20 protein-coding genes are annotated in these 17,430 nt (G+C 28.5%); 4 read left to right on the top strand and 16 right to left on the bottom strand.

The window, feature by feature from the left end:
* Positions 1–27 precede the first annotated feature (27 nt).
* The 4 genes from ACAN_RS06110 to ACAN_RS06095 form a co-directional block, all read right to left on the bottom strand.
* Positions 28–471: a Sua5 YciO YrdC YwlC family protein gene (locus ACAN_RS06110; protein WP_099334208.1), complete on the bottom strand. Its 444-nt coding sequence runs from the start codon at positions 469–471 to the stop codon at positions 28–30.
* Complete coding sequence (gene carB, locus ACAN_RS06105) at positions 471–3,713, bottom strand: carbamoyl-phosphate synthase large subunit (RefSeq protein ID WP_079577282.1); 3,243 nt, start codon at positions 3,711–3,713, stop codon at positions 471–473. Before carB ends, ACAN_RS06110 begins: the two co-directional genes overlap by 1 nt.
* A 114-nt stretch (positions 3,714–3,827) precedes the next feature.
* On the bottom strand, positions 3,828–4,508 hold the full coding sequence (locus tag ACAN_RS06100) for a HesA/MoeB/ThiF family protein (protein WP_191282169.1): 681 nt from the start codon (positions 4,506–4,508) through the stop codon (positions 3,828–3,830).
* Between the two features lie 87 nt (positions 4,509–4,595).
* Positions 4,596–7,505 carry a type I restriction endonuclease subunit R gene (locus ACAN_RS06095; RefSeq protein WP_099334207.1) on the bottom strand — a complete coding sequence of 970 codons (2,910 nt, stop codon included), beginning with the start codon at positions 7,503–7,505 and terminating at the stop codon, positions 4,596–4,598.
* Positions 7,506–7,600: 95 nt separating this feature from the next.
* Here ACAN_RS06095 and ACAN_RS13965 point away from each other — a divergent pair, with 95 nt between their 5' ends.
* Positions 7,601–7,756, top strand: coding sequence for a hypothetical protein (locus ACAN_RS13965; RefSeq protein WP_164969344.1), 156 nt, complete (start codon positions 7,601–7,603; stop codon positions 7,754–7,756).
* On the opposite strand, the gene ACAN_RS06090 is transcribed toward ACAN_RS13965, so the two are convergent.
* From ACAN_RS06090 to ACAN_RS06060, 7 genes are all read right to left on the bottom strand, one after another.
* Positions 7,743–8,537, bottom strand: a complete 795-nt coding sequence (locus tag ACAN_RS06090) for a Fic/DOC family protein (RefSeq protein ID WP_099334206.1) — start codon at positions 8,535–8,537, stop codon at positions 7,743–7,745. The two genes, ACAN_RS13965 and ACAN_RS06090, sit on opposite strands and share 14 nt — an antisense overlap.
* Before the next feature lie 199 nt (positions 8,538–8,736).
* Entirely contained in the window at positions 8,737–9,945 is a 1,209-nt protein-coding gene (locus tag ACAN_RS06085) for a restriction endonuclease subunit S (protein ID WP_099334205.1), read from the bottom strand.
* Positions 9,946–9,960: 15 nt separating this feature from the next.
* On the bottom strand, positions 9,961–11,517 hold the full coding sequence (locus ACAN_RS06080; RefSeq protein ID WP_099334204.1) for a type I restriction-modification system subunit M: 1,557 nt from the start codon (positions 11,515–11,517) through the stop codon (positions 9,961–9,963).
* A gap of 86 nt (positions 11,518–11,603) precedes the next feature.
* Complete coding sequence (radC, locus tag ACAN_RS06075; RefSeq protein ID WP_099334203.1) at positions 11,604–12,269, bottom strand: RadC family protein; 666 nt, start codon at positions 12,267–12,269, stop codon at positions 11,604–11,606.
* A 57-nt stretch (positions 12,270–12,326) separates the two neighbouring features.
* Positions 12,327–12,536, bottom strand: coding sequence for an exodeoxyribonuclease VII small subunit (locus ACAN_RS06070; RefSeq protein WP_079577276.1), 210 nt, complete (start codon positions 12,534–12,536; stop codon positions 12,327–12,329).
* A complete protein-coding gene (gene metX, locus ACAN_RS06065; protein ID WP_099334202.1) occupies positions 12,533–13,642 on the bottom strand; it encodes a homoserine O-acetyltransferase MetX in 1,110 nt (369 codons plus the stop codon). The genes ACAN_RS06070 and metX overlap by 4 nt, the downstream gene beginning before the upstream one ends.
* A gap of 91 nt (positions 13,643–13,733) precedes the next feature.
* On the bottom strand, positions 13,734–14,180 hold the full coding sequence (locus ACAN_RS06060) for a protein tyrosine phosphatase family protein (RefSeq protein WP_099334201.1): 447 nt from the start codon (positions 14,178–14,180) through the stop codon (positions 13,734–13,736).
* 108 nt (positions 14,181–14,288) lie between these two features.
* On the opposite strand from ACAN_RS06060, the gene ACAN_RS06055 reads away from it, so the two are divergent.
* From ACAN_RS06055 to ACAN_RS06045, 3 genes are read left to right on the top strand one after another with little or no spacing between them, the layout of a single operon-like run.
* Positions 14,289–14,723, top strand: coding sequence for a copper resistance protein CopD (locus ACAN_RS06055; RefSeq protein WP_099334200.1), 435 nt, complete (start codon positions 14,289–14,291; stop codon positions 14,721–14,723).
* A gap of 60 nt (positions 14,724–14,783) precedes the next feature.
* Positions 14,784–15,038, top strand: coding sequence for a hypothetical protein (locus tag ACAN_RS06050; protein ID WP_079577273.1), 255 nt, complete (start codon positions 14,784–14,786; stop codon positions 15,036–15,038).
* A 3-nt stretch (positions 15,039–15,041) separates the two neighbouring features.
* Complete coding sequence (locus ACAN_RS06045; RefSeq protein ID WP_079577272.1) at positions 15,042–15,536, top strand: type II toxin-antitoxin system antitoxin SocA domain-containing protein; 495 nt, start codon at positions 15,042–15,044, stop codon at positions 15,534–15,536.
* A 24-nt stretch (positions 15,537–15,560) separates the two neighbouring features.
* Here the strand turns inward: ACAN_RS06045 and ACAN_RS06040 are convergent, their stop codons facing one another.
* From ACAN_RS06040 to ACAN_RS06025, 5 genes are all read right to left on the bottom strand, one after another.
* Positions 15,561–16,118 (bottom strand): LOG family protein, encoded by a 558-nt coding sequence (locus tag ACAN_RS06040; RefSeq protein WP_099334199.1) that lies wholly within the window; start codon positions 16,116–16,118, stop codon positions 15,561–15,563.
* Between the two features lie 61 nt (positions 16,119–16,179).
* Positions 16,180–16,536 (bottom strand): DCC1-like thiol-disulfide oxidoreductase family protein, encoded by a 357-nt coding sequence (locus ACAN_RS06035; protein ID WP_099334198.1) that lies wholly within the window; start codon positions 16,534–16,536, stop codon positions 16,180–16,182.
* Between the two features lies 1 nt (position 16,537).
* Entirely contained in the window at positions 16,538–16,747 is a 210-nt protein-coding gene (locus tag ACAN_RS06030; protein WP_099310592.1) for a DUF2905 domain-containing protein, read from the bottom strand.
* A 23-nt stretch (positions 16,748–16,770) separates the two neighbouring features.
* A complete protein-coding gene (locus tag ACAN_RS14100) occupies positions 16,771–16,899 on the bottom strand; it encodes a hypothetical protein (RefSeq protein ID WP_265734352.1) in 129 nt (42 codons plus the stop codon).
* Between the two features lie 182 nt (positions 16,900–17,081).
* On the bottom strand, positions 17,082–17,345 hold the full coding sequence (locus tag ACAN_RS06025; RefSeq protein ID WP_079577268.1) for a hypothetical protein: 264 nt from the start codon (positions 17,343–17,345) through the stop codon (positions 17,082–17,084).
* Positions 17,346–17,430 lie beyond the last annotated feature (85 nt).

Genomic DNA, 17,430 nt, shown 5'->3' with positions numbered 1-17,430 from the left:
AATTATTTTTAAAATCTTTTACTAGTTTTATCTAATTTTCCTAAGTTTAGTCTTTTTTAGTAAATAAATAGATGAAGATGTAGTTTCACTAAAGCCTTCTTTTGTTTCAACTACTATATCTGCACTATTAATAGCGAACTCTTTATCAAAATTTTTTGTAGTGATATTTGCTGAAGTTGAGTATATATTTTTAAACTTTTTTACAAAATCATAAAACTTATCATCTTTTGGTATAACTCTAAATGAGTGTGTATTTGGATAAATAAATGTAGTTTTTTTTGCTTTTCTTATTAGTTTTTTATGTTTTTTTGGAATTCTTGTAAATTGTTTTAACGTAGTGAAACTATCTACTACTTGAAGTATTTTTTGTGTTGTGGGTCGCTTTTTTAAATTTGAAAGCTTCTCATCATCTGTTGATGAGAAGCCAACTGTTGTATCTGTTTGTACTAAATATACTAGTTTTGAATTCATTAGTCGTTTAAGAAGTCTTGTATAGACTTAACTGAAACTCCATCTTTTTGTTTTAGTGATTTCATTGCTTCTACACAAGCTAGTGCAGCTGCTGCTGTTGTAACATAAGGAGTGTTTGTTTTTAGAACTGTTCTTCTTATATTTTTTCCATCTTCTTTTGATGACTCTTTTCCATCACTTGTATTTAATGCAAGTGCTATTTCTCCATTTGTAATAGAGTCAGTTATATTAGGTCTTCCCTCACTGATTTTTAAAACTTTTTCACACTCAATTCCAGCGTCACTAATTACTTTGTGTGTTCCGCCTGTTGCTACAATTGTAAAGCCTTCATTTACAAGTCCTTGTGCAATTCTTGGAGCATACTCTTTATCTAAATCACATAATGAAATAAACACTTTTCCACTTGTTGGTAAGTCATTTTTTGCTGCACTTTGTGCTTTTGCATAAGATTCACCAAAGTTATCTGAGATACCCATTACTTCACCTGTTGATTTCATCTCAGGAGTTAAAAGCATATCAGAACCACTAAGTTTTGTAAAAGGGAAAACTGCTTCTTTTACTGCAATATGGTCTTTTAATATTGGTTTTAATACACCATTGTCTTCATAAACTATATTTTTATCATATACATCAAGAGCTTGTCTTAGGTTTTCTCCCCACATAACTCTAGTTGCAACTTTTGCCAATGGCATACCTGTTGCTTTACTTACAAAAGGAACAGTTCTAGATGCTCTTGGATTTACTTCGATTAGATAAATTTGTCCTTTATGAATTGCATATTGAACATTCATAAGACCAACAACTCCAAGTTCTAAAGCCATTTTTTTAGTTTTATCTTCAAGTTCTTTGATAAGTTCATCATCAATTGATACAGGTGGCAATGAACAAGCAGAATCCCCAGAGTGAACACCTGCTTCTTCGATATGTTGCATAACTCCACCAATATATACTTCTTTTCCATCACAAATACAATCTACATCTAACTCAATCGCTCTATCTAAAAACTTATCAATTAATACAGGTGCATCATTTGATACTGAAACTGCTTCATCCATATATTGTTTTAACTCATCAGTTGAATAAACAATTTTCATTCCTCTTCCACCAAGTACAAATGATGGTCTAACAAGTACTGGATAACCTATTTTTTCTGCTATTTCAATTGCTTGTTCAACTTCAACTGCTGTTCCATTTTCTGGTTGTAATAGTTCTGCTTTTTCTACAAATGTAGAAAACTTTTTTCTATCTTCTGCTAAGTCAATAACTTCAGCAGTTGTACCTATGATATTTGCTCCTGCGTTTGTTAATGCATTTGCTAATTTTAAAGGTGTTTGTCCACCAAAGTGTACTATTACACCATCTGGTTTTTCATTTTCTATTACACTTCTTACATGTTCAAAATCTATTGGCTCAAAATATAAAACATCTGATGTATCATAATCTGTTGATACTGTTTCAGGGTTACAATTGTACATAATTGTTTTGATTCCCATCTCTTTTAATGCAAATGAAGCATGCACACAACAATAATCAAACTCTATACCTTGCCCTATTCTATTAGGACCTCCACCAATAATTAGAACTTTCTTTTCATCACTTATTGGTTTTTCAATTTTTGGTAGGCTATGTACATTTGTTGAAGAGTAAAGGTAAGGTGTAAGTGCTTTAAACTCAGCTGCACAAGTATCAACTTCACTATATTCAAAATGAATATTCATAGCTCTTCTTGCTTCATAAACCTCTTCTTCTGATTTTTCTAAAAGATTAGCAATCATAGCATCTGAAAATCCATTTGCTTTTACATTTCTCATTGCTAACTCATCTGTTAAGATTGATTCATTTATTGATTTTTCAATATTTACAATTTGTCTGAATTTACCTAAAAACCATGGGTCAATTGCACAAAGTTCAAAAATCTCTTCATTTGAAAGACCATGTCTCATACCATCCATTAGGTATCTTAATCTCTCAGAGTTTGGTCTTCTTATTTCTGCTTTGATTTTTTCTAAGTCATCACAAATTGGATCAAAACCTACTAATCCAGTCTCCATAGAGCAAAGTGCTTTTTGAATTGACTCATTAAATGTTCTACCAATAGCCATAACTTCACCAACTGATTTCATTCCTGTTGATAGTGTAGAGTCTGCTTTAGGGAATTTTTCAAAAGTAAATCGTGGAATTTTTGTAACTATATAATCTATTACTGGCTCAAAAGATGCTGTTGTTCCTGTAATATCATTTTGAATTTCATCAAGTGTAAAACCAACTGCAAGTAAAGTTGCAACTTTAGCAATAGGATACCCAGTAGCTTTTGAAGCAAGTGCTGAACTTCTTGAAACTCTTGGATTCATTTCAATTACAATCATTCTTCCAGTTTCTGGATTGATGGCAAATTGTACATTTGAACCACCTGTATCAACTCCAATTTCTCTAAGAATTGCAAAAGATGCATTTCTCATATCTTGATACTCTTTGTCTGTTAAAGTAAGTGCTGGTGCAATTGTAGTAGAATCACCCGTATGAACTCCCATAGGGTCTAAGTTTTCAATAGAACATACGATAATGCAGTTATCTTTTCTATCTCTAATAACTTCCATCTCATACTCTTTCCAACCAAGCATTGATTCCATAATCTCAATTTCATTGATTGGACTTGCTTCAATTCCTGCTGCTGCAAGAGATTTAAACTCTTCCATATTATAAGCAACGCCAGAACCTCCACCAGCAAGTGTAAACGAAGCTCTACTAATTACAGGAAACCCTATCTCTTTTGCAATCTCAATAGCTTCTTCAAGATTATATGCGTTTTTACTTTTTGGTAAATCCATTCCAATTTTAATCATTGCTTCATTAAAAAGATGTCTATCTTCACCTTTTTTAATAGCTTCTGGATTTGCACCTAAGAATTTTATTCCTTCTAGCATACCTTTATCATACATAGAAGTAGCAACATTTAGAGCTGTTTGCCCACCCATCGTTGGTAAAATTGCATCAATATTCTCTTGCTTGATAATCTTTGCAACAACCTCTTCTGTAATAGGTTCAATATATGTTCTATCTGCAAACTCAGGATCAGTCATAATTGTAGCTGGGTTTGAGTTAATAAGTACAACTCTATAACCTAACTCTTTTAATGTTTTTGTAGCTTGTGTTCCTGAGTAGTCAAACTCGCAAGCTTGACCAATAATAATTGGACCTGAACCGATAAGTAAAATAGTCTTGATATCTTCTCTTTTTGGCATAATAAATAGTTCCCCATTAATGTAGTTAAAATTTGGGAAGTATATCTAAATAGTGCTTATAAACTGGTTATGTAAGATTTTTATATATAAAGTTAACTTAGGATTTAACCTAAATTAACTTTTTGGAAGGTTGAATTTTTTAGTGTTTAAAACACCCTCTTCATCAAAAGATAAATAGTATAAAATATCTTTTTTAACAGGAAGTCCTGTTAGGTATCTAATAGCTAAATTTGCTTGAAGTGAAGCAATATGCATTACAATAGGACAAGCAATACCATTTGGTTTTCTGTCATTTATTTGAAATACTGCTTCATAAGATGCTTCTTTGAAAAAACAAACTTGACCATGAAACTCTTCAACTGTTCCATAAATCCATGGTTGTTTATGATTTATACAATACTCATTTATAGCAGCTCTTGTTGGTAAGTTATCAGTTGCATCAATGATTAGATCAAACTCTAATTCTCTTTTTGCAAACTCATCAAAACCCTCAACATAAGCAGTTGCTTTTGTATAAGGACATCTTGATTCTAAAAGTTCTTTTAAAACTTCTGCTTTATACTTTCCATCATCACCTACTTTAAACCCAATTTGTCTATGTATATTATGAACACCAACCTCATCAAAATCAACAAGCGCAAACTCACCAATACCAGAAGCACCAAGTGCAATACCTAAAGAACATCCAAGTCCACCACTACCAATAATAGCTACTTTTTTATCTTGTAAACTATCTTGTGTTTGTTCACCCCAAAGTTTTATTTGTCTGTTAAAAAACTCATGAATCTCACTCATGTTATAATCCTTATTAAATAAGTCAAGTTTATTTTTATTATTTGTTTATAATAATAACACATTAAAATTAAATTTTTATGATATAAATCAATAAAAAACTTGACTATTATACTCTGGTTTTGGTTGAGCAACATTTAGTTCTTCAACACTATTTGAATAATTATCATTGTTTATAGTAGTTTGTGTTCCTATATCATCATAAAATTTCTCTACAAAACTTACAATCTTATCTAATACTCTTGGTATCACTTTTTTTCGCTCAAGTAGTTTTGGTTTTACTTTTAGTGTACTTGCTATTTCATCTTTTAATGGCACTCTTTGCTCATAAATATATTTGTCTACAACTCTTCGCACTTTTTTACAATCAAGGTTTTCATCATTACATAACTCTTTGTATGCTTTGTCTTTTTGCTCTTCCCAAAACTTATCAAACTCTTCATCTATATCATCTTCATTTATTGCATATAGATTTTCATTGATAAACTTCTCTATTAACTCTTTTTTACTTCTTAGTTGTGGATTGTTTGTCAAGATATTTGAGATATTTTCTTTTTGCTTTTTTTGTTCTTCTTCACTTGAATCTTTATATCTAGCTAAGAGCTTTAATATATAAGCTACATTTATCTCATCTTTATGTATAAGTTCTAATTCAAAATCAATATCCTCTAAGATAGATACTTTTTCGCCTTGTTCCCCTCTTCTTGGTCTCATATCTAAGTATTTTGATAAGTAGTTATTAAACATCTGTTCACTCATAGATAAATCAGACCATTTAAAATCGCTAAATCCTTCTAAGATATTTTTTATTCTCATTAGCTCTCTAAATGCTTTAATAAACTCCAATTTATCATCTTCACTTATCAAAGTATCTACACTACTAACAGTTGGGGCTATTTTTATTAGTCTTTCATAGGCTTCATTGAACTTTTTAACATACTGTTCATATGGTTCCATCAAAATAATATCTTTTGCATCACTTCTTGAAAAAAGTGCTATGGCATCATCGCAAGCTTTTTTTATGTTTCTAAAACATACAATATTTCCTTGAGATTTCACTTCATCTAGTATTCTATTTGTTCTACTAAAAGCTTGTATAAGTCCATGATACTTTAAGTTTTTATCCACATACAAGGTATTTAATCTTTTACTATCAAAGCCTGTTAGGAACATATTTACTACAAGAAGAATATCAACTTCGCCTTTTTTCACCCTTTTTGAAAGTTCATTATAGTAGTTATAAAAAGTTTTACTATCTTTGGTGCTATATTTTGTGCCAAACATTTTATTATAATCTTTGATATATTCATCTAGCTTTTCACGACTGTGTTTGTTTATATGTTCTTCATCTATATGTGCACCATCTGATTCGTATAATCCATCTGCATTTTTATCTTCTTCATTATCTGCATATGAAAATATAGTAGCTATTTTTAAATTGTGCTGTTTTTTCTTAAAAATCTCATAATATTTCGTAAGCATATCAACACTACTTACTGTCATCATCGCAGTAAAATCTTTATTGTGGGTTTTTCTACCATGATTTGCTATGATATAATCTACTATCTTTTCAACTCTATCATCACTTTGAAGTAACTCTTGTGTGTCTATATCTTCAACTTCTATATCAATATTTGTCTCACTATTTTCTTTCTCTTTATATTTTCCTATATATTCAACTGAAAATTTCAAAACATTTTCATCATTTATTGCATCTGTTATTACATATCTATGAAGTCTTTTATCAAATAAATCTGCTGTTGTTCTTTTGCCTAGCTTATTTCCCATAGCATTTTCTTTAAATATTGGTGTTCCTGTGAAACCTATCATTTGATTGTTTGTAAAAAAATTATTTATATTTAGGTGTGTTTCTCCAAACTGGCTTCTATGGCACTCATCAAAGATAAAAACTATATGTTTATCTTTTTGTCTTGACATTTGTTCTATGTATTTTCTTTTTTTAATAGCTGTATTTAACTTTTGAATTGTTGTAACTATAAGTTTGGTATCATCACTAAATTGTTCAACCAAAGTAGAAGTATTATCTGTACCATCTACACTTCCATCACTAAAAGAGTTAAACTCTTTTGTAGTTTGAAAGTCCAAATCTTTTCTATCTACTACAAATACAACTTTATCAACTTTTGGAAGTTTTACAAGTACTTGTGCTGTTTTAAAAGAGGTCAAAGTTTTACCACTTCCAGTTGTATGCCAAATATATCCATTTCTTGTAGAGGTAGTAACTTGCTCAATTATAGCTTCAACTGCATAAAACTGATAAGGTCTAAGTACCATAAGTATCTTATCAACTTGAGCTAATACTATATATTTGCATATCATCTTTGAGATATGGCATTTTTCTAAAAAAGAGCTTGTAAACTCTTCTATATTTTTGATATTGTTATTCTCACTATCTGCCCAAAAGAAAGTTTGTTTGAATGTTTGTTTTTTATTGTTGGCGTAATACTTTGTATTTACTCCATTACTTATAACAAAGATTTGAATATACTGAAACAATGCACTATTTGCTCCATAAGAGTGTTTTTGATAACGGTTGATTTGATTAAAAGCTTCTTTTAGCTCTAAACCTCTTCTTTTAAGCTCAATTTGTACTAAAGGAAAACCATTTATCAAAATAGTTACATCATATCTATTTTTATAAGTTCCATTTACACTGATTTGATTTGTTACTTGAAATAGATTTTGGCACCAGTGTTCAGAGTCCAAAAATCTCATATAAAAGTTTGTACCATCATCTTTATTTAAAACATACTTATCTCTTAGTTTTTTTGCTTTTTCAAAAACACTTCCACTTTGTAGATAGTTTAGTATCTTTTTAAACTCATTATTTGAAAATGTTGTTTTATTGTGTTTTTCTAACTGTCTTTTTAGGTTTTGTTCTAACTTTTCTTCATCATCTATAACAACTCTTTCATATTTTAAAGATTCAAGTTGTTTGATAAGATTTTCTTCTAATATTGCTTCACTTTGGGTACTCAAAATTCTATTCCTAAACTATTTAAATCAAGTTTTTTTCCTTGATTATTTACTTTTGTTATAGTATAATACAAGATACTTGAAAGGATTATATTTTTATGAAAAAAACTATTGCAAATAGTAACAAACACTTCTCTTCTGTTACTAAAAAAAGAAAAATGATTGTAAACTCTGTTCATAGTTCTGCTAAAGTTGAAGGTTCTAAAATCACAAAAAAAGAGCTTAACGAACACTATAAACTTATTCATTCATAAGTTCCTCTTCAATCTTTTGTTTCAGTAACTCTTTCATAGGTTCATAGTCACATTCATATCCACTATGTACTCTTTGTATATAATTATCACTTTTTTTCAAATTTAATCCAATCATTGGCAAACCATTTTTAGCTAAGATAATATCACATATAAGTCTGCTTACTCTTCCATTTCCTTCACGAAATGGGTGTATAAATAAAAACTCACATATTAATTTTGATAAATCTTTTGAAATGGTATCAATATCTTCATACTCTTTTTTAGTAACTTCTTTTAAAAACTTATCAAAATCAGGCAAAGCATTTAAAAACTCTAAGCGCCACTGCCAAGCATCTGCTCCACTTCCTTTACTCATATTTACAGTACGAAGTTTACCAGCAAAAGGATATATAGTTTCAAATATCATCTTATGCCATTTTTTAATCTCATCAAAACCAAAAGACTTAGATATATCAAAATTCTCAACTAAGAAGCTATAAACTTCAAGAAGTTTCAAATCTTCTTGTTTTGTAATATAAATATCATCTGTAGATTTTAGATAGTTTATACAAACACCATCTTTTGTGATGATTCTTTGAATATCGTTTGTATTCCACTCTTTCCAAGGATTTAAGATAATATCTCCTTTGTTTACCTCTTTTTTTGAAGTTGTTATTTTATCAAGTATATTTTTAGGTGGTTTTGTTTGTGCAAAGTATTTATTATCAGTTTTGTACCAATAGAGATATTTACTATTTTTATACTGTTTAAATTCATATAATAAATACTTTGTTTTTGTCATTTATTTACTCTTTGTTTATCTATTTTTTTGAAATTTATCCAATAACCAGATATAATAATTTTACAAAAGTTCCCATCTACTGACAAGGCTCCAAGGGAGGCTTCTCAAGATAGGTAAAATAGGTCATTTATCATAATATTTTTTTAATATTAATAAAAATTATTATATCAATATTTTACTAAGAACAAATATTCATAAGTTACACAAACATCTTTTGTAAAAGTGCTTTTTTGAACTTTTGAGTCTCTTCTAGGGCTTTTTTATTTTGTGATATTTTTGTATCAAGAGAGGATAAAAAGTTTGCTATTTTTGTTTGTTCTTCTATGTAAGGTAGATTTATTTTTAAATCTTTGATTATTTGTGCAGATAAATTACCCTGCCCACCTTGTAAATAAGTAGAAATAATATTATCTTGTTTGAATGACAACCAAAAATATAGAAAAGCTAAATTTTCTTCACTTCTAATACATAAAACAGCTTGATTAATTGCACCTCTAATTTTTGAAATTGCTACTTGTCCACTTGTTGCACCATAAAGTGCATATAGTAAATCTCCTACATTTACCATTTTAGCAGATGAATTCTCTAATGCATCAGAAGTAATAAACTGTTCAACATTATCTGAATTTATTTTTCCTGAGCCTATAAATGGTATATCACCATTATAGTAATTTTTATTTGTACTTGATGGTGTTCCGCCAGAAAAAAATGTCGCTATTTCTTTTAACTTTTTCTCTTCCCACTTAGTATAATCACTTCTATCTTCTTTTTTAAATCTAAGCTTTTGTGAAAATATCTTTTGCATCATAGCTTTTTTATAATTTTGTAGTAACTCATCTTTTTTTGATAGTTGATTTATCTTTTTATCAATAGAGGATAAAAAAGAGGCAATCTTTTCTTGCTCTTGTTTTTGTGGAATAATTAACTTGATTTTAAATAAATCCTTTGAATAAATAGCAGCAACACTAGTTGTACCAGTTGCAATACTTCTCAACGATTTAATTCCCTGATATGTATTAAACCGATAATTCATAAAAAAATTATCTTCATATTTCATCCACATTAAATTTGAATTATAATAAGCAATTGGTAACTCATTTCTCCAAATAGCAACTTTTCCAACTAATTCTAAAGTATTACGAGTATTAAAAAATAAATCACCATATTTAATTTTATCTAGTTGATTAACTTCTTCTTTTTCATCTATATATTCAATTTTATTTAATACAATTTTACCTCTATCTAGATTGCCCATCTTAATTAAAGGATATTTATTTATATTTTCTGTATTACTATAATTACCACCTAATCTATAGTCAATTAATATATCTTTTATTTGTTTTTCTTCCCACTCTCCAGAAAACTCCCTAAACCTAAGTTTTGGCACTCTTAATTTTTCATTTTTCATTTTTCACTCTTCATTTTAAAAGGGAGTTTTAATACCAAGCTCATCACAAAAGCTTTTTATCACTAGGTCATTTTCAATTATCTGCTTATCAAGTTCTTTTAACTCAGCAGAAACCTCATCTAAGTCTATTTCCTCTTCTTCTTCAAAAGTATCTACATATCTTGGGATATTTAGATTGTAGTCGTTCTCTTTTATCTCTTTTAGGCTTGCTTTGTATGAGTATTTGTCTTCTTGGATTCTTTTTCTATAAGTTGTTACTATTTTTTCTATATCTTTAGCTCTTAGATAGTTTTGATTTTTCATCTTTTCAAAGTGTTTTGAAGAATCTATAAAAAGTACATCATCACTATCTTCACGGCATTTTTTAAATACTAAAATACAAGTAGGTATTGAAGTTCCATAAAAGATATTTGCAGGTAGTCCTATAACTGCATCAAGATAGTTTCTATCTTCAATCAAATATTGTCTTATATGTCCCTCTGCACTTCCTCTAAATAAAACTCCATGAGGTAATACAACTGCCATAGTTCCATTGTCATCAAGATGATGTATCATATGTTGTACAAAAGCAAAATCAGCTTTTGTTTTAGGGGCTAATTTTCCGTATTGAGAAAACCTATCATCACTTAAGTGTAGTGAATTTGCTGACCAGTGAGCAGAAAATGGTGGGTTTGCAACTATTGCTTCAAACTTCATATTTTCGTGTTGTGGTCGCTCTAGGGTGTCTTCTTGTTTTAAATCAAACTTTCTATAGTGAACATCATGCATTATCATATTCATACGAGCAAGGTTGTATGTGGTTCTGTTTAACTCTTGTCCATAGAAGTTTGATACATCTTTTACCTCTTTTGCAACCCTTAAAAGAAGTGAACCAGAACCGCAAGTTGGGTCATATACTGATTTTAGTTTCTCTTTGTTTGTTGTAACTATTTTTGCCAAGATTTTTGAGACACTTTGAGGAGTATAAAACTCACCTGCTTTTTTACCAGCTCCTGCTGCAAACTGTGATATAAGATACTCATAAGCATCACCAAGTATATCTCTATCGTGGTTTTTTAGTTCAAAGTTTATCTCATCAAGATGAGCTAATACTTTTGAGATAAGAGTATTTTTTTGCTCTTCTGTTCTTCCTAGTTTTTTAGAAGTAAGGTCAATATCTGAAAACAAATCTTCAAAATCATCTTCACTCTCATGCCCCATAGTTGAAGCTTCAATATTTCGTAAAATCTTTGTCAAGTCATCTAAGATAAAATTGTCTTGGTCACTATTTCCTCTTTTTGCAATAGCAGAGAAAAGCTCACTTGGTTTTAGAAAGTATCCAAGCTGTTCTAGTGAGTCTTCTTTAATAGCTTCTAAGAACTCTATATCTTTTTTTTCATCAAGGTTTGTATATATAAGTTTGTCTTCTTCTAAAAGCTCATTTGCATATGTTTCCATCTTTTCAGATAAGTATTTAAAAAAGATAAATCCAAGGATATAATCCCTAAACTCATCAGCATCCATCTTACCTCTTAGGGTATTTGCTATATTCCATAACTGCTGTTCTAATCTTCGTTTATTCTCTTCGCCCATAAAAAACCTATTGTATTATTTTAAAGTAGATATTTTACTAAAAGTTTGTAGTGTACTGGATAAAATAAAACAGTTTTATATGATAATCATAAAACACCCTCTTCTTGAAAACTATAAAATCCATCTTTTGTAAATATCACGTGATCAAGTAGTTCTATTCCTAGTATTTTTCCTGATTCTTTTAATCTTTTGGTTACATTTATATCTTCACTGCTTGGCTTTAGTATTCCGCTTGGGTGATTGTGAGCTACTATGATACTTGCACATCTTTTTTCTATTGCATATGAAAAAACTTCTCTTGGGTGAACCAAGCTTTGGTTTAGTGTGCCTATTGTTATAACTTTTGTTTCTATTAGATGATTTGCTCCATCAAGATATAGTGTTAAAAAATGTTCTTGTTGCTTGTTTTTGTATGGTTTTAGTTCTTCAAATACATCATTTGAGTTTGTTATTTTTATATTTTGATTTTTTATTAAGTATCTTTTACTTAAGTTTATTGCACTTACTATTTGACATGCTTTTGCTGTTCCTAATCCATGTATTTGAAGTAAGGTTTCTAAGCTTATATTTTCAAAGTCTGATTTAAATAGTTTGATTATCTCTTTTGATAAAGTTATGACATCTTTACCTTTTACTCCACTTCCTAAAAGTATAGCCATAAGTTCATAATCTTTTAGTGCATCAACACCTAATTTTTTGAGTTTTTCCCTTGGTTTATCGATATTTTCTAAGTTTTTTATTGTAGTTTTCATAAACTTCTCCAAAATTTACTTGGAAAAGTTTAGCTAAGTTTTTATTAAATAATAATTTTAGTTATTATCTTTCTCTTTTGTAGTAAATATTAGTTTTGCTTCATCAAGTAGTTTTTGAGCTTCTTCTAGCTCTTTTACTCCTGATTTATATACTTCAATAGAGTTTTGCAGTGTTATATCTTGGCTATTTAGTTTTTCTAAAAGCTCTTTTGCTTTTAAGATTTTTTCTTCAAATGCTAATTTTTCTTCTTGTTTTTCTTCATTCATATTTTTTCCTCTAATATATCTTTTACATAATCTTCAAATTTATCAACTTCTACTAAAAAGGAATCATGTCCTGATTGGCTCTCTATCATCTTATATGTTACTTGATCTTTTTTACCAATTTTGCACATAATATCATATATCTCTTCCATCTCTTCTGGAAAAAATAGCATATCATCTGAAAATGATATAAGATGTAATTTTCCTTTGATTTTAGAAAAAGAGTCTTCTATTTTATCTTTGTTTCTTCCCACATCAAATATATTCATTGTTTTACAAATATACAAATACGATAAAGGATCAAATATTTTTGGAAAGCTATAAGAGTTATATTCTAAATATCTTTCAACTTCAAAGCGTCCAAAAAGTTCATACAAACCATCTGTATGTGCATAATTTCTTGCAAATTTTTTATTAAATACATTTGGACTAAGATATGCTATAAGTCCTGCCATTCTTCCTATTGCTAATCCTGGAAGTCCATTTGCTATCAAATCTTTTTTATCATAATGACCATTGTTAAATGCAGGGTCATGTCTTACAGCTTCCATTGCTATTTTATTTATTGCAATTGCCCAAGGTCTTGTATATGCAGTTGTTGCCAAGGGTATGATTGTTTTTGAAAACTCAGGATGTTCAATCGCATAGCATAGTGCTTGCATTCCACCCATTGAACCTCCAATTACTGCTTTTGCATGATAAATCCCCAATGAATCAAAAAGGTTTCTTTGTGCTTTTACAATATCTGAGATTGCAAGTACTGGAAACTTAAATCTATAAGGTTCTTTACTTGGATAGTTTGGACTCATAGGGCTTGTTGAACCAAAACATGAACCAATATTATTTGTACAAATTACAAAATATTTTCTTGTATCAACAGCCTTTCCATCACCAATAAACTTATCCCACCAACCAGGTTTAGCTTCATCTGCATATCTTCCTGCTGCGTGATGACTCCCTGCTAATGCATGGCATATTACTATTACATTTGATTTATCTTCGTTTAGCTCTCCATATGTTTCATAAGCAATATCATATGATTGTAAAATCCTACCACTTTCAAGATACAAAGGGCTGGTAAATTTTGCTATTTTTGTCTCTATTCTCAAAATATATCCCATATTTTTTTGTATATTTAATTATTATTTTATTATAAACTTGGAAATTGTACCAAATTCTATCATAAAAGAGACTTTTATTTTATGCTTGTAACTCTTCAAAAGAGATTTTCATTAGCTCTTGCCATTGTGTATTTGGAGTCCAAAAATCAAACATTGACAAATCGATTTGTTCAAAAGGTGTTTTTAAAAAGTATTTATGAAAAACATACATAAATGATGTAACACGGTAGTTCTTTGAACAATGTATCCAAACCTTTTCATTTACAAAACCATTTAGTATATTTAGAAAAATTTTCAAGTTTTCTAGTTCTGGATTTTGGAAATCAACTGGTATATGAATATAAGTAAGACCTAAATCACTTACAATCTTATCTTCATTTTCTAAAGCTAAAGATGAGTCGCACAATGCAAGGTTAATAACTACTTTAAAATCATTATTTGCAATCATTTTAAGCTCATCTTCTGTTGGCTGACCTGATGTAGAGATATTTTCATTTATCTTAATGTAATTTAAAATAGTATCCATGTTGCTTCCTTTTGTTAGATGATTCATTATATCTAAAGAAGTTGACAAAAATCAATTTTTATTTTTTTCTTTTTAAGTATAATTATCAAAATCAATAAAGGAGCTATTATGGCTTATAACATCGCGCTTATTATTCATGTTTTTTGTGCTATCTTTTTTGTAGGTTTTATTTTTGCAGATGTTTTTGTATTGAATATCTTAGATAAAAAATACAATACACAAAAAGCAGAAGAGATAAAACAGACTATTTATACAAAGGGTGTAAAAATCTATCCAGTTTGTGTACTTTTACTTGTACTAAGTGGTGGTTATATGTTTTCAAAATATGTAAACTCTACATTGGGATATTTTCAAACAAATATGCAAATTTTACTTTGGATAAAACTATTTTTAGTTTTGGGTATTGCTATTGGAGTTTTATATTCACTATCTTGTAAATTTAGACAAAAAAAACCAATGGCTTTTATGAAGCACTTTCATCTTATTGCACTTATTTTAGCTATTATAATTGTAATTTTAGCAAAAGTTATGTTTTGGGTTTAATGTTTACTAGTTTTATCATTTTTATTTAGTTATACTTTCAAAAAAGACAAAGGAATAAACTTGACAACAAAAATTAAAGAGTTAAAAGATTTATTAGAAGATGATGCACTTTTAGAGTTAGATGAAACTATTATTGAGGTATCAAAAAACATCAAAAATGATGAAGACAAAGAAGAACTTCAATACTTAAAAGATTTAAAAAAATATTTCGAAGAGACATTAAGAGCAATTGCAAAAGATGAATTAACACAAGAACAAGCAGTTGAAATTCTTGCTGTTTTAGAAGAGATGCAACTACATGAAGAGGACATCTAATTTATGGGTTTTGATATTACAAAAATTGCAAACTTTATACTATATATGTTAGAAAAAGATGCACAATTTATAAATCAAAAGAAAGTTTCAACACTTTTATTTTTGGTTGATTATGAGAACTTACAAAAAAATGGTGAAAAAATATTTGCAGATGATTATATCAAAGAAAAAAGAGCACCAACTCCTAAAATCATGCAAGAAATCTTTACAATTATTGAAAACAATGAAGATTTAGATGAAGAAGATGAAATGCTATTTTTAATTAGAGAACTTCTTGAGTATATAGATATTGAAACAATTAGTAAAAAGACTCATACAGAATTAAGATTTATCAAAGTTGAAGAAGAGTTTGATAGTTCACTTTTTGAAAAAGAAGAGCTAGATACTATTAGAAAAATAGTTAAAAAATATAAAGATACAAGCCCAAGAAATATAGCAAATGATACATTTCAAATTGAACTTGTAAGAACAACACCACAAGGTGAAGCTATTATTTAAAAAGAGTGTTTTTCACTCTTTTTATTACCACTTTTGATTTGGTGATTTATAGTTTTCAATAGCTTTTAACATCTGTTTTTTATCATCTGTTTTAATTAGCATATTTACATACTCTTCTTTTAAAAACCCTTCTTTTACCATGTTATCCATCATATCAAATAAACTATCGTAAAATCCATTTATATTAAAAAATACACAAGGCTTTGAATGAAATCCAAGTTGAGCCCAAGTCCAAACTTCAAAAATCTCTTCTAAAGTTCCAGCTCCACCTGCAAAAGCAATAAAGGCATCTGCATTTGCTGCCATTTCTGCTTTTCTTTCATGCATATCTTTTACTACTTTTAGTTTTGTAATACCTGTATGAGCAAGCTCTTTTTCTTGTAGTTTTTCAGGAATAACACCATAAACTTTGCCACCATTTTGCATAACACTATTTGCAACTGCACCCATAAGTCCTACTTTACCACCACCATAAACTAACTCTATGTCATTTTTTGCAAAAAACTCTCCAAGTGCTTTTATCTCTTCTATATATATTTCATTATTTCCAGCACTTGAGCCACAAAAAACAGCTATTCTCATGATAATTTTCCTTTATTTTATAAATAGGCATAAATTATAGTCAAATTAACTTAACTATAAATCAACTTCTAATATTTGTATTTTTTCTTAGTAAAAAGAGTATTATTTTTCTCAAAAACTTAAAAATAGGATATATAAAAAATATTAGTTTTGAACTTCTAAAAATAAATAATCTATTTTTTGCAATATTATCAAGATAAGCTAAAGCATCACTTCCTTGAATCAAAACTAAATCATCAATCAAAATAATAAAGCCCCTATTGATATCAAAACCTTTTTTATAAAAATCATTCATCAACTCTTTATTATCTCTTGCGTTATAAATAGTTAGTTTATGATTTTCTTTTAGTTTTAAAAAAGTAGCATACTTTGAACAAAAAGGACAATCTTTATCATAGTAAAGCTTTATATCTTTCATATTAGTATTTATTAATAAGACTTATTACTAAAGATAATGCAATACTTATTAATATCATCGATGTTAAAGGAAACATTACTTTTGTGCTTTCAGTTTCTATATGTACATCTCCTGGAAGTTTTCCAAACCAACTAAAAACATTTGGAATAAAACGCAAAATCAATCCTACTAAAACAAGAGCTAAACCCGCTAAAATAAACCAACGTTCCATATAAAACTCCTTTACTTCAAGTCTTATTTTATTTTCTTTTGCTGATTGATTTTTTCATTTGTTTGTTTTACATTGTCATAATTATTTTTCATCATAACAAACATATAACCAATAGCAACAATAACCATACCAATAACTAAAATATTCTTCATAATCTCTCCACAATATTTTGAATATGATAACAATTAAATATTTAATCTTTGTTAATAAATATATTTATAATTTTAATACAAGACTTGAAAATTAAGATAGAAAATAACTGTAAAATATAGATTTTACAACCATAAAGAGATTAGTCAATTAAAATTGACTAGATTATATACTCATAAATATATTATTTTTTTGGTGGTGGCAATAAACGATTAAAATCGTATGGAACTATATTTCTCTCTATCTCTTCTGAAAAATCATATAGTTTTATTACAACTCCAAACAGTATAAACCAAGCAAATATTTTGTTTATAATAGGTATTGAACAAACTAATCCAAGTAATACACCAGCTGCACCAGCAAGTATCATATAGCTATCAATCTTTTTTTCTTTTGCCAACTTATAGTAATATTTAATTTTATTGATATATTTATTATTTTTTAACATAATTATTCCAATTCTTATTTATATACTAAATCTTACTATTATAAAAGTTAGACTATTATAAAATCTAAAAGAACAATAGAGATTA

The sequence above is a fragment of the Malaciobacter canalis genome, from assembly GCF_008000835.1.
In the GTDB taxonomy this organism is placed as follows: domain Bacteria; phylum Campylobacterota; class Campylobacteria; order Campylobacterales; family Arcobacteraceae; genus Malaciobacter; species Malaciobacter canalis.
The sequence above is the reverse complement of the archived record's forward strand: the minus strand, read 5'-3'. Positions and strand labels throughout refer to the sequence as shown.

Excerpts from the sequence above, each read along its gene's own strand:
- ACAN_RS06110 (WP_099334208.1), bottom strand. The coding sequence starts at position 471 with ATGAATTCAAAACTAGTATATTTAGTACAAACAGATACAACAGTTGGC.
- carB (WP_079577282.1), bottom strand. The coding sequence starts at position 3,713 with ATGCCAAAAAGAGAAGATATCAAGACTATTTTACTTATCGGTTCAGGT.
- ACAN_RS06100 (WP_191282169.1), bottom strand. The coding sequence starts at position 4,508 with ATGAGTGAGATTCATGAGTTTTTTAACAGACAAATAAAACTTTGGGGT.
- ACAN_RS13965 (WP_164969344.1), top strand. The coding sequence starts at position 7,601 with ATGAAAAAAACTATTGCAAATAGTAACAAACACTTCTCTTCTGTTACT.
- ACAN_RS06090 (WP_099334206.1), bottom strand. The coding sequence starts at position 8,537 with ATGACAAAAACAAAGTATTTATTATATGAATTTAAACAGTATAAAAAT.
- ACAN_RS06085 (WP_099334205.1), bottom strand. The coding sequence starts at position 9,945 with ATGAAAAATGAAAAATTAAGAGTGCCAAAACTTAGGTTTAGGGAGTTT.
- ACAN_RS06080 (WP_099334204.1), bottom strand. The coding sequence starts at position 11,517 with ATGGGCGAAGAGAATAAACGAAGATTAGAACAGCAGTTATGGAATATA.
- radC (WP_099334203.1), bottom strand. The coding sequence starts at position 12,269 with ATGAAAACTACAATAAAAAACTTAGAAAATATCGATAAACCAAGGGAA.
- ACAN_RS06070 (WP_079577276.1), bottom strand. The coding sequence starts at position 12,536 with ATGAATGAAGAAAAACAAGAAGAAAAATTAGCATTTGAAGAAAAAATC.
- ACAN_RS06060 (WP_099334201.1), bottom strand. The coding sequence starts at position 14,180 with ATGGATACTATTTTAAATTACATTAAGATAAATGAAAATATCTCTACA.
- ACAN_RS06055 (WP_099334200.1), top strand. The coding sequence starts at position 14,289 with ATGGCTTATAACATCGCGCTTATTATTCATGTTTTTTGTGCTATCTTT.
- ACAN_RS06045 (WP_079577272.1), top strand. The coding sequence starts at position 15,042 with ATGGGTTTTGATATTACAAAAATTGCAAACTTTATACTATATATGTTA.
- ACAN_RS06040 (WP_099334199.1), bottom strand. The coding sequence starts at position 16,118 with ATGAGAATAGCTGTTTTTTGTGGCTCAAGTGCTGGAAATAATGAAATA.
- ACAN_RS06035 (WP_099334198.1), bottom strand. The coding sequence starts at position 16,536 with ATGAAAGATATAAAGCTTTACTATGATAAAGATTGTCCTTTTTGTTCA.
- ACAN_RS06030 (WP_099310592.1), bottom strand. The coding sequence starts at position 16,747 with ATGGAACGTTGGTTTATTTTAGCGGGTTTAGCTCTTGTTTTAGTAGGA.
- ACAN_RS14100 (WP_265734352.1), bottom strand. The coding sequence starts at position 16,899 with ATGAAGAATATTTTAGTTATTGGTATGGTTATTGTTGCTATTGGTTAT.
- ACAN_RS06025 (WP_079577268.1), bottom strand. The coding sequence starts at position 17,345 with ATGTTAAAAAATAATAAATATATCAATAAAATTAAATATTACTATAAG.